Here is a 22,559-nt window from a genome sequence, read left to right on the forward strand (position 1 = left end):
GAATACCCAAAATGTGAACCAGAGCAACAAAAGCAGAGGATCGTTACACAGAACAAAGGGAGACATTAAAAGCCTCCCTTTATTGACACGCTAATCAAACAACCTGTCAGGCACGCTTGAATTCAGCAAGACCACGATATGGAGCTTTAGTACCCAGCTCTTCTTCAATACGGAGCAGCTGGTTGTACTTGGAAACACGGTCAGAACGGCACAGAGAACCGGTCTTGATCTGTCCTGCAGCAGTACCCACAGCCAGATCTGCAATAGTAGCATCTTCTGTTTCACCAGAACGGTGAGAGATCACTGCAGTGTATCCAGCATCTTTGGCCATCTTGATGGCCTCCAGAGTTTCGGTCAGTGAACCAATCTGGTTGAACTTGATCAGGATAGAGTTAGCGATACCTTTCTCGATACCTTCCTTGAGAATCCTGGTGTTGGTTACAAACAGGTCATCACCAACAATCTGGATCTTGTCGCCCAGAATTTCAGTCTGATATTTGAAACCGTCCCAGTCAGACTCGTCCAGACCATCCTCGATAGAGATAATCGGGTACTCTTCACACAGATTGGCCAGATAGTCAGAAAACTCATTGGAAGAGAAAATCTTGCCTTCACCCTTCATGTTGTACTGACCGTCAACGTAGAATTCCGATGCCGCACAGTCCATCGCCAAAGTAATATCAGTACCCAGCTTGTAGCCAGCGGCTTCAACTGCTTCTTTGATGACAGCCAGCGCGTCAGCGTTAGAAGCCAGATTGGGCGCGAAACCACCTTCATCACCTACCGCAGTATTCAAGCCTTTGGCAGACAGTACTTTCTTCAGGGCATGAAATACCTCAGCCCCCATACGCAGACCTTCAGCAAAAGTTCCGGCAGCGACTGGCTGGACCATGAACTCCTGAATATCGACGTTGTTGTCAGCGTGCTCACCACCGTTGAGAATGTTCATCATAGGAACCGGCATTGTGAACTGGCCAGAAGTGCCGTTCAAATCAGCAATATGCTGGTAGAGAGGTATTTTCTTATCTGCAGCGGCGGCTTTCGCCGCAGCCAGGGATACTGCCAGAATGGCATTGGCGCCCAGAACACTCTTGTTCTCGGTACCATCCAGCTCGATCATGGCCAGATCCAGTCCACGTTGATCAGCGGCATCGCGCCCCAGCAGAGCTTCACGGATAGGTCCGTTTATGTTGCCCACTGCCTTCAGGACGCCCTTACCCAGGTAGCGAGACTTGTCTCCATCACGCAGCTCCAGAGCTTCACGGGAACCGGTAGAGGCTCCGGATGGTGCAGCAGCACGACCCATGGCACCCGATTCCAGAATGACATCGGCTTCTACGGTCGGGTTACCGCGAGAATCCATGATTTCGCGGCCTTTGATTTCAACAATTTTTGCCATAATAGCTTTCTCTCTACACAAATGCCGATAGACGATGAAAAGTACGTTGCTTCAGTCTCGTTGCACAGAAAGACAAAAATACTTTTCACAACACCCTGTCTACGAAGGGAAATATACCTGACTTGACCGGGCAGTGAGGAATCATCCTGAAGACTGTTGAACTCTGAGATTCACACCCTCCCAACCCAACCGTCTCAGCCTGATTAGATAATAGAACTGATTCAACCTCCCAGCGCCATTATCCAATGGGACTGTTTTTAGCTTCCCAGACGTTGCAGTGCGGACACTATACCAACTCCCTGCGGGTTATCAACTATTGCACATAGCAACACCGAAGGCGCAAGGATAAACATCTGAATTCAATGGAAGCCCTTGATATCACAGTGATGAAAAACGTATAACAATCAGACAATGAAGCTTGATAAAAAAACGAGCCCCAACCTCTTAAAGACAGAACCCTTTATCGCCATCAAACAGGTTATTTTTTCAAAAAAAAACCGCCGGAATTCGGCGGTTTTCTTATATCAAACGAAACACTCAATGGGTATCCAGCTCAGGCATGGACTTAACGAGATCGTCAATAGCCTTCACCTGTGTAAGAAAGCCTTCCAACTGAGTGAGGCGCAGCGCTGAGGGACCATCACAACGAGCTGCATCCGGATCAGGATGCGCTTCCAGGAAAAGACCTGCCAGACGGGTCGACATACCGGCCAGAGAAAGCTCTGCCACCTGATGACGACGGCCACCGGAAGCCGCTCCCATAGGGTCTCTGCACTGGAGTGCATGTGTTGCATCAAAAATAACGGGAGACTGGCCACTCACCTCTTTCATGGTACGAAAGCCCAGCATATCAACCACCAGGTTGTCATAACCATAAGAAGATCCACGTTCGCAGAGAATAACCTGCTCATTTCCCGCTTCAGCAAACTTGTCGACAATATTGCCCATCTGCGAAGGACTCAGGAACTGAGGCTTCTTGATGTTGATCACAGCACCGGTTTTGGCCATGGCAAACACGAGATCGGTTTGACGCGCCAGAAAAGCTGGCAACTGAATAACATCAACCACTTCGGCTACCGGTTGGCACTGATGAACTTCATGAACATCGGTGATCAGCGGCACTCCGAACGTCTCCTTCAGCTCCTGAAAGATCTTCAGACCTTCTTCCATGCCTGGCCCACGATAGGAGTAGATGGAAGAACGGTTCGCCTTGTCAAAGGAAGCCTTGAAAATATAAGGAATACCCAGCTTCTCTGTAACAGCGACATAGTGCTCTGCTATTTTCATGGCCATGTCACGAGACTCGAGCACATTCATGCCACCAAACAACACGAACGGCTTGTCGTTAGCTACCTGAATAGAGCCTACAGAGACTGATTTCTGTTCAGACATACGCGCCCTTAATCCTGTTTAGCCTGATAGTTTAAAGCCGCTTCAATGAATGACTTGAAGAGTGGATGCCCATCCCTTGGCGTAGAAGTAAATTCGGGATGAAACTGGCAGGCTACAAACCAGGGGTGCTCCTTGACTTCTACCATTTCAACCAGAGCATTGTCTTCAGAGCGCCCGGAAATAACCAGACCAGCATCCTGAAGAGTTTCGAGGTAATTGTTATTGACCTCATAACGATGACGGTGCCGCTCAGTAACAATGTCTTTACCGTAAGCAGAGTGAGCCTGAGTACCAGAGATAAGGTTACACTTTTGGGCACCCAATCTCATGGTCCCCCCCAGATCGGAAGCCTCGGTACGAGTCTCCAGAGCACCATCGGAAGACAGCCACTCAGTAATCAGACCTATCACCGGATGCTCGGAGTTTTGATCAAACTCGGAGCTGTTGGCCCCTTCCAGACCTGCTTTGTTACGAGCGTACTCAATAACAGCGACCTGCATGCCCAGACAGATACCCAAATAGGGAATCTTGTTCTCACGAGCATGACGAACCGCCTGAACCTTGCCTTCCACACCACGGTGACCAAATCCACCAGGTACCAGAATCGCACTGACGCCTTCCAGACGACTCAGTCCCTCCTGCTCAAGCAGTTCGGAATCAACATAACGGATATTAACCTTGGTACGGGTTTTCAATCCGGCATGGCGAACCGCTTCAATCAGGGATTTATAGGCATCGAGAAGTTCCATATATTTGCCCACCATGGCAATAGTCACTTCCTTTTCCGGGTGGGTGTCACGATCCACAACATCAGCCCACTCAGACAGATCTGCAGCCGGAGTATCCAGACTAAATTTGTCGACAACAATCTGATCCAGTCCCTGCTCATGGAGCATCTGGGGAATTCGGTATATGGTATCGGCATCTTCCAGAGAGATAACCGCACGCTCTTCAACGTTAGTAAACAGGGAAATCTTGCGACGGGCAGAGGCTTCAATAAACTGTTCGCTGCGGCAAACCAGAATGTCTGGCTGAAGACCAATGGATCGTAGCTCTTTAACAGAGTGTTGGGTAGGCTTGGTCTTGGTTTCGCCCGCAGTCTTGATATAGGGCACCAGGGTCAGGTGCATCAGCAAAGCGCGGGAAGAACCCAGCTCAACTTTCAACTGGCGAATCGCCTCCAGAAATGGCTGAGACTCAATATCACCCACAGTACCACCAATTTCAACCATAGCTATATCAGCATCGCCGGCTCCCTGAACAACGCGACGCTTGATTTCATCGGTAATGTGGGGAATAACCTGAACCGTACCGCCCAAATAATCGCCACGACGCTCTTTGCGAAGAACATCCTGATAGACTCGACCCGTGGTAAAGTTATTGCCCTGCTTCATAGTGGTGCGCACAAAACGCTCATAATGACCCAGGTCGAGGTCGGTCTCCGCACCATCTTCAGTAACAAACACTTCACCATGTTGGAACGGGCTCATGGTGCCCGGATCAACGTTGATATAAGGATCCAGTTTGAGCATCGTCACCTTAAGGCCGCGTGCCTCAAGGATAGCTGCGAGGGAAGCTGAAGCGATGCCTTTGCCCAATGAGGAAACAACACCACCCGTGACGAAAATATAACGCGTCATTGTTATCTGCTGACTCTTAAATGCGGGAAAAAAATGAATACTCAAGATGGGAGATCAGGATACCAAAATCGCTTCTAAACGTAAAACACATACTGAGAAAATGCGTAGAAAGTTTGGTTTAAGTCCTGCTACCCAGACTCAGACATCGGGACACCAAGACAAAGATATGCCAGCGCCCGGGTCACAGGCGTATGTGTCTGTGACAAAAAAACCTGGTAACGCCACCAGCTGATCCCCATGAAAAACAAATGGAACTGACTCCCTGACCCAAGGGGGGACTTTGTAGTCCTGCAACCAACGTTTGATCGTTTTACGGCCTTCACGACCTTTCACAGCAACTTTCAGCCCAGCAGGCAGCTCAGAACGAAACAATATGCGCAATGTCGTTTCCGGGAGCCGGACATCACCTCCCTCTTCCAGCGATAAACGCCCCCCTGAAAAAGGCAGTTTGATCACTCGATCCGCACGCCACTGCCAGTCAAAACCTTCTCTCTCAATAGGCTCAGGTTTACGAAGCAACACCAGCTTTCCGATAAAGCGGCGTAACTGAAAAGCACCTATAAGGACAACAGGCTCAGCATCCTCTACCGCTTCAATCAAATCTGTGAACAGAGCATTCAGTCGGACTCTGTCCGGCATTTGGACTTGATGTGAGGCCAGCCAATAGCGAACCAGTCTTCGGGCTGCAAGACCATTAATAAGCTTGAGCGCCTCCAGATCTAAAACGCTGCGCTCACCCCAAAGCCGGGAAGGCGGGGCTTGAATAATAGACCGGGCGTACTGCTCTGTTTGCTCAAGGAGCATCTGATTCACTTCAGAAACATCCTCGGAAAACTGCGCCAGTCGAACTGCAACACCCGGCCAGACAGCCTCAATCTGCGGCATCAGATTTTGCCTAAGGAAATTACGCCGAAACCTCTGATCCTGGTTGGATTCATCTTCAACAAAACCCAAACCATAATTTTCAGCATAGTTTTCAATGGTTTGTCTGGAAATATTAAGCAGAGGTCTTAGCAAGACTCCACCACCTAACCCTCTCGAAGCAGGCATACCGGCTACACCATCCAACCCGCTGCCTCGCAGCAATCGAAAAAGCACTGTTTCCGCCTGATCATCCTGATGATGCCCCATCAACAGACAACCATCTTCAGGCAGACGGTCTTCAAAAACGGCATAGCGTGCTTCACGGGCTTGTCGTTCAATATCTGAGGATGACTCAATAGCAACTCTGACCACCTCTAGAGGAACTTGCCATTGTTCACAGAGGGACAGGCAATGTTCTGCCCATGAATCAGCGTTCTCGCTGAGCCCATGATGAATATGAACCGCAGAGAGAGACTTGATCTTCCCCTGTTCACGCAGCCCCACCGATAAATGAAGAAGAACGGTAGAATCCACACCACCGCTAAACGCCACTAAAACAGGCTTCCCTGCAACGCTTCTGATTTGCTCAGAAAGATGCTCTATTAACGAGAAAAACCTTTCGTCCCTGGATGGAATGAAAGACTTTCTCAATCGTCGATTCTTTTCGAAGGGCCGATCCGTCATCAGACAGCGCCGTAATCCCTGATGCGCTGATAACGACTTTCTATCAATTCATCAGCATCCATTTTCTCCAGTTTCCGGAGTTCTTCCTCCAGGGCAACACCCAGTGCAGAAGCCATCACTTCTGGCTGACTGTGAGCACCACCCAGAGGCTCCATGACCAGACGATCTACGAGCCCCAACTCCATCAGCCGGGATGCAGTTACACCCATGGCTTGCGCAGCTGTGGAAGCATATTCAGATTTTTTCCAGAGAATCGATGCACAGCCTTCCGGAGAGATCACCGAGTAGATCGAGTTCTGCAACATCAGCAGCTGATCACAGACACCAATGGCCAGCGCGCCACCGGACCCTCCCTCTCCAATAACAGTAGAGATAATGGGTACTTTCAGGCGAGACATAACAGCCAGATTGTAGGCAATGGCCTCACTCTGCCCACGCTCTTCTGCACCAATTCCCGGATAAGCGCCCGGTGTATCGATAAAAGTCATGATGGGCATTTTGAAACGCTCGGCCATCTCCATGAGCCGACAGGCCTTCCGGTAGCCTTCGGGCTTGGGCATACCAAAATTACGAAGTACTTTATCCTTGATTTCACGGCCTTTCTGATGACCAATAACCATCACCGGACGACCATTGAATCGGGCAATACCACCGATAAGTGAAGGATCATCTGCAAAGTGTCGATCACCATGCAGCTCATCAAACTCGGTAAAGAGATGCTGAATATAATCCAGAGTGTAAGGACGACGCGGGTGTCTTGAAAGCTGAGCTACCTGCCAGGCAGACAGATCAGAAAAAATCTGCTCAGTCAGAGTCTTACACTTGTCTTGCAGGCGGCTGACTTCATCAGTAATGTTCAGTTCTGCATCGCTGCTGACCAGTCTTAGCTCTTCGATCTTGGCTTCCAACTCAGCAATCGGCTGTTCAAAATCCAGATAATTCGGGTTCATAGATTCCACTTCAAGAATTCAGCATCACCTGAAAAATACGTAAAAGCGATCAATATGTCGAGTTAATAAGAGTAAGCGTCTGTTACTGATACTCCACTTTGGCGGACTCTTTGCCCAGCCATTGCCTCAAGCCCATTACCAGATCATCACTTGGACTAACATTCCATTTTTCGCCCAGCTGGATACTGGCCGAAGCATCGTCACGGGTATAGTTGACCTGCACCGGGAGCTGACCCGGATGCTGTCCGAGCAAGCCGGACATTTTGGCGTGAAATGCACTGTCCACCTGCCCACTGCTCAAGTCCACCAGCAGCCTGCGGGCGTAGTAACTTCGGGCATCAATCAGGTTGAGAGCTTTCTTGGCTCTGACCTTAAGGCTACCGGAGTAATCATCAAAGCTGACCTCCCCTTCGAAGACAATCACCGTATCCATTTTGATAAGTGCCTGACACTGCTCATAAACATCGGCAAAGATAGATACTTCGATCCGGCCAGTACGATCATCCAATGTCACAAAACACATTTTGTCGCCGCGTTTATTTTTCATGGTCCTCATGGCCACCACCAGGCCAGCTATGTTTTGACTTTCGCCTCTGGCTGGCTGAAGATCCCGGATACGGTTGCGAATAAAGTGTTTAATCTCCTGCTCATATTCATCAATGGGATGACCGGTCAAGTAAAGACCCAGAGTGTCTTTTTCGCCACTCAGCCGAACTTTATCGGCCCACTCTTCAACATTACCGTACTTATCGTAGACATCCTCTTCACCGGCGGGCACCAGTGCACCGAACAGATCACCATGGCCAGAATCTAAACTCTTGGCGGCCTGATCTGCCGCTTTCATGGCTTCAGGTTGACTGGACTCCAATACCGCGCGGTTAAAATTGTATCGGGCCTTTTTACCCGGTGCAGGCCCCAGCAGATCCAGGGCACCGGAACGAATCAAAGCCTCAAGAACCCGCTTATTGATACTCCTGGCATCAACACGCTCACAGAAATCAAAGAGATCCTTGAATGGACCGCCTGACTTTCTGGCTTCAACAATGGATTCGATAGGCCCCTCACCAACGCCCTTGATGGCACCCAGACCATAAACAATATGCCCGTCGTCATTGACACCAAACATATAGTCACCACTGTTTACATCCGGTGGCAGCAGGGTAAGTTCCATCTCACGACATTCTTCAATAAACGTCACAACCTTGTCGGTATTCTGCATATCCGAACTCATGACCGCTGCCATAAATTCTGCCGGATAATGGGCTTTCAGCCATAGCGTCTGATAAGAGACAAGAGCATAGGCAGCCGAATGAGATTTGTTAAAACCGTAACCGGCAAATTTCTCCACAAGGTCGAAGATTTTCATCGCCAGCTCGCCGTCGATGCCCTGCTTGATAGCCCCCTCTTCAAAGACGGCTCTTTGCTTGGCCATCTCTTCGGGTTTTTTCTTACCCATGGCCCGACGAAGCATATCCGCACCACCCAGGGTATAACCTGCCAGCACCTGGGCGATCTGCATGACCTGCTCCTGATACAGGATGATGCCATAGGTAGGCTGCAGAATCGGCTGAAGCCACTCGTGTTGATATTGAGCATCCGGATAGGACAGCTCTTCCCGGCCATGCTTGCGATTAATAAAGTTATCAACCATGCCAGATTGCAGAGGCCCCGGTCGGAACAGGGCCACGAGAGCGATGATATCCTCAAAACAATCGGGCTGAAGACGCTTGATCAGATCCTTCATACCCCGGGATTCAAGCTGGAAAACCGCAGTGGTCTCAGCTCTCTTGAGCATGTCGTAAGAGAACTTGTCCTCCAGATCGATCATCATGATGTCAAGCTCATCCTCGCCACGATGCTGGCGGCGGGGATTGATCATTTTCAATGCCCAGTCAATGATGGTCAGAGTTCTCAGCCCCAGAAAGTCAAACTTCACCAGACCGGCTGACTCAACATCATTTTTATCAAACTGGGTAACAACACTGCCACCAGCTTCATCGCAATAAAGCGGTGCAAAATCGGTTAGTTTGGTCGGCGCTATGACGACACCACCAGCGTGCTTACCGACATTCCGGGTAACCCCTTCGAGCTTGAGCGCCATATCCCAGATTTCCTTGCCATCTTCATCGATATCAAGAAAATCCCTGATCGTGGCCTCCTGCTCATAAGCTTTGGCGAGGGTCATACCGATCTCGAAGGGAATCATTTTCGAGAGCCGGTCTGCAAGACCGTAGGATTTGCCCTGCACCCTGGCTACATCCCTGACCACCGCCTTAGCGGCCATGGTACCGAAAGTGATGATCTGGGAGACCGCATCTCGACCATAGGTTCTGGCGACATAGTCAATCACCCGGTCTCTGCCATCCATACAGAAGTCGACGTCAAAGTCAGGCATGGACACCCGTTCCGGATTCAGGAATCGCTCAAACAGCAGGTCATACTGAATAGGGTCAAGGTCGGTAATTTTTTGCGCATAGGCCACCAGTGAACCAGCACCGGAACCACGACCCGGCCCGACCGGTATATCGTTATTTTTAGACCACTGGATAAAGTCCATTACGATCAGGAAATAGCCAGGGAATCCCATCTGGAGAATAATATCCAGCTCGAAATCGAGACGATCCCGATACACTTTTTCTTTGCTGCCATAGTCAGGATCAGCAGGGTCCAGAATGGTTTGCAAACGTTCAGTCAAACCATCATGAGAAAACTTCCTGAAAAAGGCATCCATCGTCATCCCGTCAGGGATGGGAAATTCTGGCAGAAAGTACTCGCCCAGATGCACATAAACCGAGCAGCGTCGGGCAATTTCCACTGAATTTTCAAGTGCTTCAGGGATGTCGGAGAAAAGCTCACACATCTCTTCTTCCGTTTTCAGATACTGCTCTTCGCTGTATCTTTTGACCCTGCGCGGGTCGTCCAACGTTGAACTTTCACCAATACAAACCCGAGCTTCGTGGGCCTCGAAGTCTTCTCTATTGATGAACATAACATCGTTGGTGGCCACTACCGGGCAATCGTATTTTTCAGCCAGCGCAACGGATCCATGCAGGCACTCCTCATCACCTGCCCGGGATGTTCTGTGAAGCTCAAGATAGTAACGCCCCGGAAAAACTTCCATCCATTCAGTCAAAAGCTCACCCGCCAGCGCTTCATTGCCATTAAGAATGGCCTGACCAACATCCCCCTCTCTGGCACCTGATAGCGCTATCAGGCCTTCAGATTTCTCCTGAATCCATTCTCTTTTAACAATGGCTTTGCCATGCTGCTGATTCTCCAGAAAAGACCGGGAAATAAGCTCTGTGAGGTTTCTATAGCCCTTCTCATTCATAGAAAGCAATACAAGTCTCACAGGCTCAAGAGCCGGATCAGAATGCGTAACCCAAAGGTCAGCGCCGCTGATCGGTTTAATACCCGCCCCCTGGGCACTGTTATAATACTTTACCAGCGAGCAAAGGTTCGACTGATCAGTAACGGCTACTGCAGGAAAACCCTGCTCTGCGGCAGCCTTGATCAGGGGCTTGATACGAACCAGGCCATCGCTCAGGGAAAATTCTGTATGAAGTCTCAGATGTATGAAACGTGCAGGCATGAGAGAAGGTAAACCGACTGATGGTGATTTTTAATTCTAACAACGGAGCTATGTTAACTGCCAGCTCTGTTATAACCCCGATGCTTCCAATGCCTCACGGACGGGCTTGAACGAACGACGATGGATTGGCGTCGCCCCCAGCTTTTTCAGAGCATCCATATGAACCTTGGTTGGATAGCCTTTGTGACCGGCAATCCCGTAACCGGGATAGTGCTTTTCCAACTCAACCATTTCACGATCACGTGTTACTTTTGCGAGGATAGAAGCTGCCCCAATCTCCGGAACAGAACCATCACCTTTCACTACAGCCTCGGCAGGACAAGGCAGATCAGGACAACGATTACCATCGATCAGGGCCAGTTCCGGCTTCACTGAAAGGCCTGCAACCGCTCTCTGCATCGCTAGCATAGTGGCATGAAGAATGTTCAGTTCATCTATCTCATGAACTTCAGCCCTTCCGATGGACCAGGCCAGTGCTTTCTCTTTGATTTCTTCAAAGAGCGCATCACGTTTCTTTTCAGGCAGCTTCTTGGAATCATTAAGTCCGGCTATGGGATTATCAGGGTCCAGAATGACGGCAGCGGTCACCACCGGACCGCACAGCGGGCCCCGGCCCACTTCATCGACACCACAAACCTTTGTAACAGACTCGGGGACGGCAAAAAAACCCAACTCATTTTGTTGCATCATATTTTCCTACTACCGACATCACCGCCTCATAGGCCAGAGCACTGGCATCACGCTTGAGGGTTTTATGAATCGCTGTAAACTCCTGAACCAGATGACTTCGCCACTCCTGATCGTCTAATGCCCTGATCATGGCTTCATGAAGCTTTTCAGAGGTCGCATCGTCTTGCAGCAGCTCAGGTACACAGGGCCCGCTCGCCAACAAATTCGGCAGGCCAACATGTTCAACTTTTACTAACCGGCTGAGAATCGCAAAACTCAGTGACGCCATACGATAGCTGATCACCATAGGCCTCTTGTGTAAAGCGGCTTCCAGAGTAGCTGTTCCTGAAGCGATCAAAATAGCATTGGCTGCCGCCATCATCTCGGAAGTTTTACCGACAGCAACCGTGACATTCAGATCCGGAAAAGCTTCCAGTATGGGTAGCAGCTGCAACTTTCTCTTTTCATTAGCGCAGGGAATGACGAAGCGAATATCGGGATGGTCTTTATTTAACAGGCGTGCAGTGTTTAAAAAAAGTTTCCCCAAACGGGATACTTCAGCTTTTCGACTGCCTGGCAATAAGGCTACCACAAGCCCTTCTTCATCCATTCCCAGGGAGCGCCGAGCTGCAACCGTGTCCGGCTCCCAGGCCACTTGATCGGCCAGCGGATGACCAACAAAAGTGACCGGGACCCCATGCCCCTGATAGTAATCTGCCTCAAACGGGAGAAGCGCAAGCATATGATCAACGGCAAGCCTGATTTTTTTCAAACGGCCTTCTCGCCATGCCCATACCTGAGGACTTACATAATGAACGGTAGGTATCCCATTGGATTTAAGGAACTTTTCCAAAGCCAGGTTAAAGTCAGGCGCATCAATCCCGATAAAAACGTCTGGTTTTTCTGCTACGAAAGTTGCTTTCAGCTGCCTGCGAATACCTAATAGCTCTCTCAGCCGTCCCAGCACCTCAACAAGCCCCATCACTGAAAGCCTCTCCATGGGGAAAAGACTCTCAAACCCTTCAGCAATCATCATTGGGCCACCGATCCCGTAGCATCGGGCATCGGGGTGATGGCATTTGATCTTTCTGATCAGGGCTGCTCCCAGCAGATCACCCGAGGCCTCCCCGGCCACCAGAGCAAATGACAGTGTTCTGGACATTCCTATTTACCGTGAAAAAATATGTGGCTGGCAGGAAAGACTGATTCCGGGAATCAGCGTGTAATACCTCGGGTTGATGCTTTCAAAGAGTCAATCAGCAACTGGATTTGGGGTTGTCTTTTCATGGATTCAAGCCTGTCCAGTGCCTCATTAGTCCGCAGACCCTGCCGGTAGATCAGCTTGTAACATTGACGCAATTCACGAATCAGTTCTGGACTGTAACCACGACGCCTCATCCCCTCAAAGTTCATGCCATGAGCCTTGGCCGGGTTACCACTGACCATCACGAAGGCAGGAACATCCTTGAAGAGAGCGGTATGAGCAGCACTCATACTGAAATCACCAATAACACAAAACTGATGCACGGTGGTAAACCCTCCCAGGATTACCCCGTCACCAATCCTGACATGACCGGCCAGCGTAGCGTTATTGGCAAGGATAATGTTATTACCAACGATGCAGTCATGGGCTACATGAACATAGGCCATCAACAGGTTGTTGCTGCCAATCCGGGTAATCGAATTATCCTGGGTAGTCCCCCGATGAATAGTACAACCTTCACGGATCACATTATTGTCACCAATTTCCAGCCAGGTCGTCTCGCCTGCGTACTTCAGATCCTGACAATCTTCACCAACACTGGCGAACTGGAAAATGCGGTTATTTCTGCCAATTCTGGTATGCCCCTTGACGACAGCATGGGCATGAATTTCTGTTCCAGAGTCAATTTCAACGTTAGCACCAACAATGGCAAAGGGTCCGACTTTTACGTCCGGTGCCAGAACAGCACTCGAATCAATAATGGCAGTCGGATGGATCAATTCATCTAGAACAGTATTTGATTCTTGGCTGGAACGGGAATCAATCAAGACTATAGTTCCTTTCTTGCACAGGTTATTTCAGCAGAGCAGACCATCTTACCATTAACCTCCCCATGACAGGAGAACTTCCAGATATTTCTTTTCATGGCCACAAATTTGGCCCTGAGCAATACCTGATCACTGGGCACAACAGGATGACGAAAACGAACCTTATCAGCCCCTGCAAAATAGTAAATACTGCGATCTTCTTTCTCTCTGACTTTCATCTGGAATCCCAGAATACCGGCTGCCTGTGCCATGGACTCAATCAATAGCACGCCCGGCATAACAGGATGATCAGGAAAGTGGCCGGTAAATTGAGGTTCATTGACGGAAATATTTTTGAGGCATTCAATGACATTTCTCTCCAGATCCACAGAAATCACTCTATCGACCAAAAGAAAAGGATAGCGGTGAGCCAGTATGGACTGAACTTCCTGAACATTGATCATGCAATTGAACTCATCAGCTTTGTCAGCAAAGACTATGGAACGCCTGCCTCCAGCAGTCCAGATGATATTGAATACCCTACTCACTGCAACAAGAGGCTGGTAAACAAGACGCTTGGCAATAGATGGCGACCGCGTGGCAAATCAAACGGGTTTCACTCTTCGAGTCGTCGTTCACACCGTTTCAGACGTTTGGCCATATCATCTAGCCTCCGGAAGCGGACCGCGTTCTTTCTCCACTCCCCCGCATCCATGATGCCTGTCCCGGATGCATAGGCACCTGAACGGGATATGGACTTGGTGACCATCGCCATTCCAGACAGATGAACATGATCAGCAATAGTGATATGACCCGCAAGACCCGAAGCACCAGCAATGGTGCAATATTCACCAACCCTGGTGCTACCGGAAATGCCAACATTAGCAGCAATAGCAGTGTGCTTTCCTATCACTACGTTATGAGCGATCTGTACAAGATTGTCGATCCTGACTCCGTCATGTATTACCGTATCCCCCAGCGCGCCACGATCAATACAGGTGCAGGAACCAATCTCTACATCGTTACCGATAACCACCCCACCGATCTGGGCAATTTTATGCCACTGCCCGTCCAATCGGGCGTTGCCAAAGCCGTCAGCCCCGATAACCGCATTAGCATGAATAATACTGCGCTCACCAATAAAGACACCGTGACAGACTGAAACATTCCGACAGATATGACTGTTCTTACCGATTACAGTGTCATGACCAATCACAGCACCGGCATCAATGCGAACACCCTCAGAGATCTGAACTCCGGACTCAATTACTACTTTTGGGCCGATTGCGGCCGTTGGATGAATCCCGGCGTCTGAAGCAATAACTGCGGAGGGATGGATACCTTCAGGCAACCCCTTATCGGTATCAAACAGGTGAGAGAGAGAAGCATACCCCAGATAAGGATTATCCAGAATCAATGCATTCCCGGCCCAGGCTTCAGCCTGATCCGGAGCCAGAATAACGGCACTGGCCCCTGTAGTCTCAAGATAGCGAGCGTAGGCGGGGTTCGCTAAAAAGGCCAGCTCCCCAGCAACAGCATCCTGAAGCGTATTCAGGCCAGAGATACACCCCTCACGATCACCCTTGAGTTCAGCACCCAATCTGTCAGCCAACTCAGACAAGGTAAAGGAAAAAGACTGTTTCATGAATCACTTCAACTTATTCATACGCTCAATCACCTTACGGGTGATGTCAAAACCGGGCTTAACGAAACGTGCAGCACCACGCTCCAGAACCAGATCATAGTCCTGCTCTTTCGACACTTCCTCAATCGCTTTATCAAGCTTCGGTCTCAGCTTACCCAGTTCGGTCTGGTCAGAACGGGCTTTTTCGCTTCGCAGCTGCCGATCTTGCAGTTGCAGATCTTCAAACTTACGCTTGATCTGGACCTGACGATTCTCACGCTGGCCCTCGGTTAAAGTAGGACCGTCTTTCTGCAGTTTTTGCTCCATTACTCTGATTTCTTCCTGCAGTGCTTTGAGCTGCTTGATTTTAGGAGCAAACATCTTTTCAGCTTCTTTGGCATATTTTTTGGCAGCGTCTGACTCCAGAACAGCCATCTCAGAATCCACAACAGCGATTTTTTGTGCCTGAGCTAATGGAGATAGCAGCAGCAGAGCAACAAACGCCAATTTGATCGATTTCAAGTTCTTTCTCCTGAATAAAAACGCAAAGTCCAAAACAGAGTATACCTTTGTATACCAGAAACTCTCTAAAGCCTGAAACAATCGCCTGATAAATTCTGAAACAGCTTCAAAGCTTTCCTAAAGCGACGTGCGAGAACACTCTAATTATAATGAAATGGTATTATATCGCATCTATTTATACTGCTCTGCTTGTATAGAATCAGTAAAAACTAATTCTTTCTCTTGGCAAAAAAAGTGTGCATTAATGGTATATAAAATCTTCGTTCGATGTTATCGGCTCACAGGAATAAGCAGGTGGTAATTACAGCCGAAAACTGCTGAGGAAGCACTCGATCAACCTGTGTTTGTATTGGCTTTTGAAAACTATTGAGAGCTGCAAATGCCAAGAGCAGCCCTCAATAAAATCACGAACAGGCTTTTAGAAAGGCGTACCCAGAGAGAACGCAAATACCTGAGTCTCGTCCTCTCCCTCGGGATTAAGTGCTTTGGCCAGACTAAAGGTCAGCGGCCCAAGTGGGGTAATCCAGGTCAAGCCCACGCCCACACTGTAACGAAGTGAACCAAAATCTGGCTGCGAGCAATCCTTGATGTTACCGCTGGGACAATTGGTATCAAAGACATTACCGTAATCAAAGAACAGACTGGTTCTGAGCGAACGCTGATCTTTCACAAAAGGCAGAGGGAAGAGCACTTCGGCGGTACCCTCGAAGACAAAATCACCACCGATGGCGTTGTAATCATTGTCATTCTGCTCTTTCGCCTTAGGACCCAGGGAGTTATCTTTATAACCACGAACAGAGCCAAAGCCACCTGCATAGAAATGCTCGAAGAAAGGTATGTCGGTGGTATCACCATAGGCACCGATATAACCGATTCTGGTAGAGACGCGCCCTGTCAGTGAGTCGGTAAATGGATAGAAGTACTGGCCACGATAAACCAGCTTGTAAAAGCTGACATCCGACCCCGGAATAGTGACCTGAGCCGATGCACTTTGAGAGTAACCCCGTGTCGGCAACAAGCCCCGATTCAATTCATTTTCAGACCAGCTCAGCGTCGTCTTGATGTTTGTGAAACTATCACCATTCTCCTTCAGATAATTGAGAATGTAATCCGGCGTTTCTGAACCTGTTGTAATACTGGTGGCATCGACACCCAATCCCATACTGATCGTCTGAGTTTCAGAAATCGGGTAACCAAAATTAACATTTGCACCGGTTGTGTCTGCGGCGTAGTTAGAGATATCAGTATCACTGTAATCATAAGAACGGTGGTACAAGTTGAAACCACGACTGACACCATCAACGGTGAAATACGGATCAGTAAAACTGAAGTTATAGAGCTGACTGACATCACTTTTGTTCAGACCCACAGACACCTTGTTACCGGTTCCCAGGAAGTTGTTCTGGCTGATAGAGCCGCCCAACAGCAGACCATCAGACTGAGAGAAACCCACACTGGCTGATATGCTGCCTGAAGGCTGTTCTTCAACGGTGTAGTTCACATCAATCAGGTCACTGGTGCCGGGAACCGGAGGTGTTTCAACATTGACTGACTTGAAGAAGCCCAGTCGTTCCAGACGCACCTTGGATTGCTCAATCTTCTGAGTGTTCGCAGAAGCGCCCTCCATCTGACGCATCTCACGACGCAGAACTTCATCTTCGGTTTTGGTGTTTCCGGTGAAGTTGATCCTGCGAACATAAGCACGTTTACCGGGATCAACAAAAAATGTGAGGGAAACGGTTTTCTTTTCGTGATCCGGAGTCGGTATACCTGTCACATTGGCGAAGGTATAACCTTCATTACCCAGACGCCTGCTCAGAATCTCTTCTGTCGTGGTAATCACCCGACGGGAAAACACCTGCTCCGGCTTGGCCAACAACAGGCTTTTGGCTTCGTCTTCAGGGATAATCAAGTCACCCGCCAGCTTGACATCACTGATTGAGTATTTATCACCCTCATCAATATTAACTGTGATAAAGACACTCTGTTTGTCTGGACTGATCGACACCTGAGTAGAGCGAATATTAAAGTTGATGTAACCCCGGTCAAGGTAATACGAGCGCAGTCGCTCCAGATCACCCGAAAGTTTTTCCCGGGAATACTTGTCACTGGAGCCAAAGAATGAGAGCCAGTGTGACTCTCTGAGTTCAAATAAATCCAGCACATCTTCCTGGGGGAAAACCGTATTACCAACGACATTAATATGTCGAATGGTCGCCACCTTACCTTCTTTGACATTAATAGTCAGCTTGACCCGGTTACGGGGCTGAGCTTCAACATCAGCGGTAATACTGGCACCGTAGCGACCCTGAGCAACATATTGACGCTCCAGTTCAAGTCGAATAGCCTCCAGGGTAGCCTGCTGAAAAATCTCACCCTCAGCAAGACCTGACTTGCTCAGCCCCTGCTTGAGATCATCCGTTTTGATGGCTTTGTTACCCTTAATGACAATTTCACTGATTGAAGGTCGCTCAATAACCGAAATGACCAGAATATCACCGTCTCTGGCCATTTGAATATCTTTGAAATACCCCGTGCGGAACAGGGATTTAGCTGCACTGGAAATCTGCACAGATTCAATATCATCCCCAACTTCTATGGGCAATGCATTAAATACTGTACCGGCTGAAACCCTCTGAAGGCCATCAATCCGGATATCAGACACTACAAAAGCGTTAGCGCCTGACGCATAGGCCATTGAGCCAATCAGCAGAGACAACAGTGATCGCTTCATGGAATCCGTTCTTAGTCCGTGTTCATTTTTCACTCTGGGTAGTTGCATCAGAAAAGCCGACTTATGTCATTATAAAGAGCCAGCATCATTACACTGACCACCAGAGTCACCCCAATTTTCAACCCAACCATCTGAGTTTTTTCAGACAGGGGCTTCCCTCTGACCCACTCCACCAGATAAAACAACAGGTGTCCTCCATCCAGTACAGGAATAGGCAGTAAATTCAAAACCCCGAGACTGACACTCAACATGGACAAGAAATAGAGAAAATTCTCCAGTCCTGATTGCAGGGATGCGCCAGCCACTTTAGCAATGGTGATAGGGCCGCTCAAGTTTTTTACCGAAACCAGCCCGACAACCATCTTCCACAGCGACTCAAGAGTCATTCCTGTCAAAGCTGATGTTGCCTGAATGGCTTTAGGCACTGCAGAGAGCAGGTTAAACTGCAAGGTCCTGACCATATCGTCAGGCCAGGAGACCGACTGCACACCGGCACCGATATAACCCACACGTTGACCATCCACCTCTTTCTCACCAGGCACGATGGTAAGGCTCTGGAGACTGCCGTTACGCTCAATATCTAACTGCAGTGTTTTACCAGAGTGACTACGAATCAGGTTAACCCATGCCAACCAATCCTGTACAGGTTCACCATTGGTTTTAAGGATTTTATCTCCGGGCTGAAGGCCCGCTTGCTCGGCAGCACCGCCCGCAACAACCTGACCGATAACGGCAGGTATTTGTGGTGAGTAAGGTAGAATCCCCAGCGCCTTGACGGGATTAAGATCCTCTTGGCCCACCAGCCAGTTACTCAGGGGCACCTGCCTGATAACTTCACTGCCTTCAGGCTTTTGACCAAGAATTCCGGGCCTGACGACGACTTCAACAGAGCGATTGTCGCCAATAAACGACAAAAGCTCCATATTAACCTGTTGCCATCCGGGTGTATCTGTTGAGTCGATTCTTAAAATCTCATCACCGGGCTGAATGCCAGCTATCGCTGCAGGAGAATCAGGCAATACTTTTTCAACCTGCGGCAGCACAGTCTTTACACCCAAAACATACATTAACCAGAGTGCCGCTATTGCCAGCAGGAAATTAGCGATCGGACCCGCAGCCACAATCGCTATCCGAGACAGGACAGGCTTATTGTTAAAAGCGAAGGCTCTTTCTGATTCAGATACAGGCCCCTCCCGCTCATCCAGCATCTTGACATAACCGCCAAGGGGGATCGCTGCAATTACGTATTCAGTACCCTGGCGATCGGTTCGCTTCCAGAGCGGCTTACCAAAACCTACCGAAAAGCGAAGAACCTTGACACCACAACGACGGGCCACCCAGAAGTGGCCAAACTCATGGATACTGACAAGAATTCCTAACGTTATGACAAAAGCCAAAAACGTCTGCAAAGTTCCAAATATCATTTCGCGCTACCCAACCTCCGGTACGCCTGCCTGCCTGCTTTGACCTTGAACTCCCAGACAGCAGTGGTTGACAGAGTTTTATGATTCAATGTACGACTGTAAATAGAATATCGCCAGAAAGACAGTAAATATATGTATTTAAGCCATGACAGCATCAAGCTGTCTTGTGCCATTGTTCAATCTGGGTTCTGGCCTGCAACCTGGCCTTTCGGTCAGCATCCAGCACCTGTTCAATATCATCTGCGCTGAAAACCTGAAGCGCCTGAAGCGTAGCATCAATGACTTCCGGGATACGATCAAAACGCAGATGATCACCCAAAAAAGCTTCCACAGCCGTCTCATTGGCGGCATTCAACACAGCGGCTGCTGTCCCGCCGGTAGTTGCAGCATCCTGAGCCAGCTGCAAACACCTGAAACGCTGCATACAGGGTTTCTGAAAGTCCAGCCTGCCAATATCCGCCAAAGAAAGTGGCTCAACACCGGACTGGACGCGTTCAGGCCAGGCCATTGCATGAGCAATCGGTGTGCGCATATCCGGATTTCCCATTTGTGCCAGAACTGAGCCATCCTCATAATCCACCAGAGAATGAATAATACTTTGCGGATGAATCAACACCTCGACCTGGGAGGGACGGGCACCAAAGAGCCAGCAAGCTTCAATAAACTCCAACCCCTTGTTCATCATGGTGGCCGAGTCTACTGAAATCTTTCGCCCCATGTTCCAGTTCGGATGAGCACACGCCTGGGCTGGCGTAACAGCAGGCAGAGTGTCTACCGGTGCATCCCTGAAAGGCCCACCCGAAGCGGTCAATAGAATTCTGCGAACCCCAACCCTTTGAAGACCTTCACGATAGCCATGGGGAAGACACTGAAAGATAGCATTGTGCTCACTATCGATAGGCAACAGCTCGGCACCAGACTCTTTTACCGAATCCATAAAGAGCGACCCGGTCATTACCAGCGCCTCTTTGTTTGCCAGCAAGACTTTCTTACCTGCCTTGACAGCAGCCAGAGTGGGCAGCAGGCCTGCGGCTCCGACAATAGCAGCCATGACGATATCGATGTCTGAATCAGCCGCTGCCAGAGCGACTGACCGACTACCACCGAGAACCTCTGTCTTAATCCCTTCAGCTTTTACCGACGCTCGCAACTGATCGGCAACAGCAGGATCTGACATGACAGCAAAGTCCGGCTTAAACGCCCTCACCTGCTCCAACATCGCGTCATGACTTCGACATGCGACCAGCGACCTGACTCTGTAGCGATCATTGTTTCGAGCAATGACATCCAAGGTGCTTTTTCCGATAGACCCGGTTGAACCCAGGACACAAATCTGTTGCATGCTCAACCCCCTCCGACAATCAAAGCCAGAGTAAAGACCGGCACAGCCGCTGTCAGGCTGTCTATTCGATCCAGCACCCCACCATGACCTGGCAGTAAATTACTGCTGTCCTTTATACCGCGCTCACGTTTGAGCATGCTTTCAAAAAGATCACCCAATACGGAAACCAGAACAACAACAACTGAAAGCACCAAAAGACCCAGCCCACGAGCTATAGAAAGGTCAAAATACAAGCCCACACAGGCCGCCACCAGTAACGACATCAGCAGCCCACCGACCAAACCTTCAACCGTTTTCTTGGGGCTCACCCGCTCTGCCAGCTTGTGACGCCCAAGATTCTTACCGGCAAAGTAGGCACCTATATCGGCTGCCCAGACAAGCAAAAACACCAGAATAATGGTCCAGCCATGCTGATCATGGAGTTTGAGTTTTGAAAGTGCAAACCAGGCTGGAACCAACGTCAACACACCCATCACCAGCCTGAGCAATCGACTGTGACAGAAACGGGCAGAAGCCGGGTAACTCTTCACCAGGGCAAATGCCAGCAGCCACCAGATAACAGATACTGTCAGCAGTGCATGAGCTGACATATCGTTAACAAACCAGCAGACCCCACCGGTCAGCAACACATAACCCACCCGGGCAAAAATATCTTTAAAGCCGGACAAATTAGCCCATTCCCAGGCTCCCAGCATGATAACCAGAGCAATCAGAACTGAAAAAGCGGCGGGAGGAAGAAAAATGACACTGCTCAGGGCCAGTACTGCCAGAACCACGGCAGTGAGAATTCTCTGTTTTAACACGTAGCCTCAGCCTCCACCTGCTCACTGGTCTTGCCAAATCGTCTCTGGCGATTGACATAAGCCAGGAGCGCACGCTCAAACTCCCTGCGATCGAAATCCGGCCACAAGGTTTTGGTAAAATAAAATTCGCTGTAGGCACACTGCCATAAAAGAAAGTTACTGATACGCTGTTCACCACTGGTTCTGATGAGTAGATCAGGCTCGGGTATACCTACTGTACTCAAATGCTGACCAATCAACGATTCATCAACCTGGTCAGCGGTTATCTCCCCTTGCTCTACCATGTTAGCCACTTTGCGGGCAGACTGGGCAATATCCCACATTCCGCCGTAATTGGCAGCAATCACCAGAGTCACCTTCGCTTCGTCGGCAGTCAAAGCTTCTGCTTCAGCAATATGTTCCTGAATGTCGGGACTAAAGCGACTAACGTCGCCTATAATCTTCAGTCTGATATTATTTTTCTTGAGCTTGGCGGTTTCCTTGCGCAGCGTTCTCAGAAACAACTCCATCAAGCCATCCACTTCACTCTTCGGCCGGTTCCAGTTTTCACTGCTGAAAGCAAAAAGGGTCAGAACTTCAATACCTGCTTCACCGCAGACTTCAATCGCTTCTCTGACTGCTTTCAGACCCGCTCGATGGCCGGCAAGACTCGGAAGCAGTCGCCGTTTTGCCCAGCGGTTATTTCCATCAAGAATGATGGCCACATGGCGGGGCAACTTCTGAACCGGTATTTCCTCCAGGCTGCCGATTTCCTCTTGCGATTTCATGGCCATTCACTATTTTGTTGATCTGAAAATACAATTTATTTGCAGCACTTTGGAAGCGTTCACTATAAATTGAAAACGCCAGCAAAGTGCCACTCCTAACAACTCAGAACAGATACACAAATCCACCTGAGAGACATCATCCC

17 protein-coding genes are annotated in these 22,559 nt (G+C 49.3%); all 17 read right to left on the reverse strand.

Annotated features, from left to right (window positions below):
* Positions 1 to 106: 106 nt before the first annotated feature.
* The 17 genes from eno to uppS all read right to left on the reverse strand — a co-directional run bounded on the left by eno (position 107) and on the right by uppS (position 22,416).
* The gene (gene eno, locus P6910_RS12765; RefSeq protein ID WP_317141673.1) at positions 107 to 1,399 is read right to left on the reverse strand and encodes a phosphopyruvate hydratase; all 1,293 of its coding nucleotides are present in this window, start codon (positions 1,397 to 1,399) and stop codon (positions 107 to 109) included.
* Positions 1,400 to 1,936: 537 nt separating this feature from the next.
* Positions 1,937 to 2,791, reverse strand: coding sequence for a 3-deoxy-8-phosphooctulonate synthase (gene kdsA / locus P6910_RS12770; protein WP_317141674.1), 855 nt, complete (start codon positions 2,789 to 2,791; stop codon positions 1,937 to 1,939).
* Between the two features lie 8 nt (positions 2,792 to 2,799).
* Positions 2,800 to 4,431 carry a CTP synthase gene (locus P6910_RS12775; protein ID WP_317141675.1) on the reverse strand — a complete coding sequence of 544 codons (1,632 nt, stop codon included), beginning with the start codon at positions 4,429 to 4,431 and terminating at the stop codon, positions 2,800 to 2,802.
* 138 nt (positions 4,432 to 4,569) lie between these two features.
* Positions 4,570 to 5,979, reverse strand: coding sequence for a tRNA lysidine(34) synthetase TilS (tilS, locus tag P6910_RS12780; RefSeq protein ID WP_317141676.1), 1,410 nt, complete (start codon positions 5,977 to 5,979; stop codon positions 4,570 to 4,572).
* The gene (locus P6910_RS12785; protein ID WP_317141677.1) at positions 5,979 to 6,929 is read right to left on the reverse strand and encodes an acetyl-CoA carboxylase carboxyltransferase subunit alpha; all 951 of its coding nucleotides are present in this window, start codon (positions 6,927 to 6,929) and stop codon (positions 5,979 to 5,981) included. The genes tilS and P6910_RS12785 overlap by 1 nt, the downstream gene beginning before the upstream one ends.
* Before the next feature lie 82 nt (positions 6,930 to 7,011).
* The gene (gene dnaE, locus P6910_RS12790; RefSeq protein ID WP_317141678.1) at positions 7,012 to 10,521 is read right to left on the reverse strand and encodes a DNA polymerase III subunit alpha; all 3,510 of its coding nucleotides are present in this window, start codon (positions 10,519 to 10,521) and stop codon (positions 7,012 to 7,014) included.
* A 69-nt stretch (positions 10,522 to 10,590) separates the two neighbouring features.
* On the reverse strand, positions 10,591 to 11,208 hold the full coding sequence (gene rnhB / locus P6910_RS12795) for a ribonuclease HII (RefSeq protein ID WP_317146546.1): 618 nt from the start codon (positions 11,206 to 11,208) through the stop codon (positions 10,591 to 10,593).
* On the reverse strand, positions 11,195 to 12,352 hold the full coding sequence (gene lpxB, locus P6910_RS12800; RefSeq protein WP_317141679.1) for a lipid-A-disaccharide synthase: 1,158 nt from the start codon (positions 12,350 to 12,352) through the stop codon (positions 11,195 to 11,197). Before lpxB ends, rnhB begins: the two co-directional genes overlap by 14 nt.
* A gap of 53 nt (positions 12,353 to 12,405) precedes the next feature.
* Positions 12,406 to 13,173 (reverse strand): acyl-ACP--UDP-N-acetylglucosamine O-acyltransferase, encoded by a 768-nt coding sequence (gene lpxA, locus P6910_RS12805; RefSeq protein ID WP_317146547.1) that lies wholly within the window; start codon positions 13,171 to 13,173, stop codon positions 12,406 to 12,408.
* 50 nt (positions 13,174 to 13,223) lie between these two features.
* On the reverse strand, positions 13,224 to 13,664 hold the full coding sequence (gene fabZ, locus P6910_RS12810) for a 3-hydroxyacyl-ACP dehydratase FabZ (protein ID WP_317141680.1): 441 nt from the start codon (positions 13,662 to 13,664) through the stop codon (positions 13,224 to 13,226).
* Between the two features lie 152 nt (positions 13,665 to 13,816).
* On the reverse strand, positions 13,817 to 14,845 hold the full coding sequence (gene lpxD / locus P6910_RS12815) for a UDP-3-O-(3-hydroxymyristoyl)glucosamine N-acyltransferase (protein WP_317141681.1): 1,029 nt from the start codon (positions 14,843 to 14,845) through the stop codon (positions 13,817 to 13,819).
* 3 nt (positions 14,846 to 14,848) lie between these two features.
* Positions 14,849 to 15,346: an OmpH family outer membrane protein gene (locus tag P6910_RS12820; protein WP_317141682.1), complete on the reverse strand. Its 498-nt coding sequence runs from the start codon at positions 15,344 to 15,346 to the stop codon at positions 14,849 to 14,851.
* Positions 15,347 to 15,764: 418 nt separating this feature from the next.
* On the reverse strand, positions 15,765 to 18,080 hold the full coding sequence (gene bamA / locus P6910_RS12825; RefSeq protein WP_410493933.1) for an outer membrane protein assembly factor BamA: 2,316 nt from the start codon (positions 18,078 to 18,080) through the stop codon (positions 15,765 to 15,767).
* A gap of 47 nt (positions 18,081 to 18,127) precedes the next feature.
* Entirely contained in the window at positions 18,128 to 19,504 is a 1,377-nt protein-coding gene (rseP, locus tag P6910_RS12830; RefSeq protein WP_317141684.1) for a sigma E protease regulator RseP, read from the reverse strand.
* Positions 19,505 to 19,658: 154 nt separating this feature from the next.
* Entirely contained in the window at positions 19,659 to 20,846 is a 1,188-nt protein-coding gene (ispC, locus tag P6910_RS12835; protein WP_317141685.1) for a 1-deoxy-D-xylulose-5-phosphate reductoisomerase, read from the reverse strand.
* A 2-nt stretch (positions 20,847 to 20,848) separates the two neighbouring features.
* Entirely contained in the window at positions 20,849 to 21,649 is an 801-nt protein-coding gene (locus tag P6910_RS12840; protein WP_317141686.1) for a phosphatidate cytidylyltransferase, read from the reverse strand.
* The gene (gene uppS / locus P6910_RS12845) at positions 21,643 to 22,416 is read right to left on the reverse strand and encodes a polyprenyl diphosphate synthase (protein WP_317141687.1); all 774 of its coding nucleotides are present in this window, start codon (positions 22,414 to 22,416) and stop codon (positions 21,643 to 21,645) included. The genes P6910_RS12840 and uppS overlap by 7 nt, the downstream gene beginning before the upstream one ends.
* Positions 22,417 to 22,559: the final 143 nt, after the last annotated feature.

Source organism: Endozoicomonas sp. 8E, from assembly GCF_032883915.1.
Taxonomy (GTDB): domain Bacteria; phylum Pseudomonadota; class Gammaproteobacteria; order Pseudomonadales; family Endozoicomonadaceae; genus Endozoicomonas_A.

Coding starts and splice junctions, on each gene's coding strand:
- eno (WP_317141673.1), bottom strand. CDS start 1,399: ATGGCAAAAATTGTTGAAATCAAAGGCCGCGAAATCATGGATTCTCGC.
- kdsA (WP_317141674.1), bottom strand. CDS start 2,791: ATGTCTGAACAGAAATCAGTCTCTGTAGGCTCTATTCAGGTAGCTAAC.
- P6910_RS12775 (WP_317141675.1), bottom strand. CDS start 4,431: ATGACGCGTTATATTTTCGTCACGGGTGGTGTTGTTTCCTCATTGGGC.
- tilS (WP_317141676.1), bottom strand. CDS start 5,979: ATGACGGATCGGCCCTTCGAAAAGAATCGACGATTGAGAAAGTCTTTC.
- P6910_RS12785 (WP_317141677.1), bottom strand. CDS start 6,929: ATGAACCCGAATTATCTGGATTTTGAACAGCCGATTGCTGAGTTGGAA.
- dnaE (WP_317141678.1), bottom strand. CDS start 10,521: ATGCCTGCACGTTTCATACATCTGAGACTTCATACAGAATTTTCCCTG.
- rnhB (WP_317146546.1), bottom strand. CDS start 11,208: ATGCAACAAAATGAGTTGGGTTTTTTTGCCGTCCCCGAGTCTGTTACA.
- lpxB (WP_317141679.1), bottom strand. CDS start 12,352: ATGTCCAGAACACTGTCATTTGCTCTGGTGGCCGGGGAGGCCTCGGGT.
- fabZ (WP_317141680.1), bottom strand. CDS start 13,664: ATGATCAATGTTCAGGAAGTTCAGTCCATACTGGCTCACCGCTATCCT.
- lpxD (WP_317141681.1), bottom strand. CDS start 14,845: ATGAAACAGTCTTTTTCCTTTACCTTGTCTGAGTTGGCTGACAGATTG.
- bamA (WP_410493933.1), bottom strand. CDS start 18,080: ATGAAGCGATCACTGTTGTCTCTGCTGATTGGCTCAATGGCCTATGCG.
- rseP (WP_317141684.1), bottom strand. CDS start 19,504: ATGATATTTGGAACTTTGCAGACGTTTTTGGCTTTTGTCATAACGTTA.
- ispC (WP_317141685.1), bottom strand. CDS start 20,846: ATGCAACAGATTTGTGTCCTGGGTTCAACCGGGTCTATCGGAAAAAGC.
- uppS (WP_317141687.1), bottom strand. CDS start 22,416: ATGAAATCGCAAGAGGAAATCGGCAGCCTGGAGGAAATACCGGTTCAG.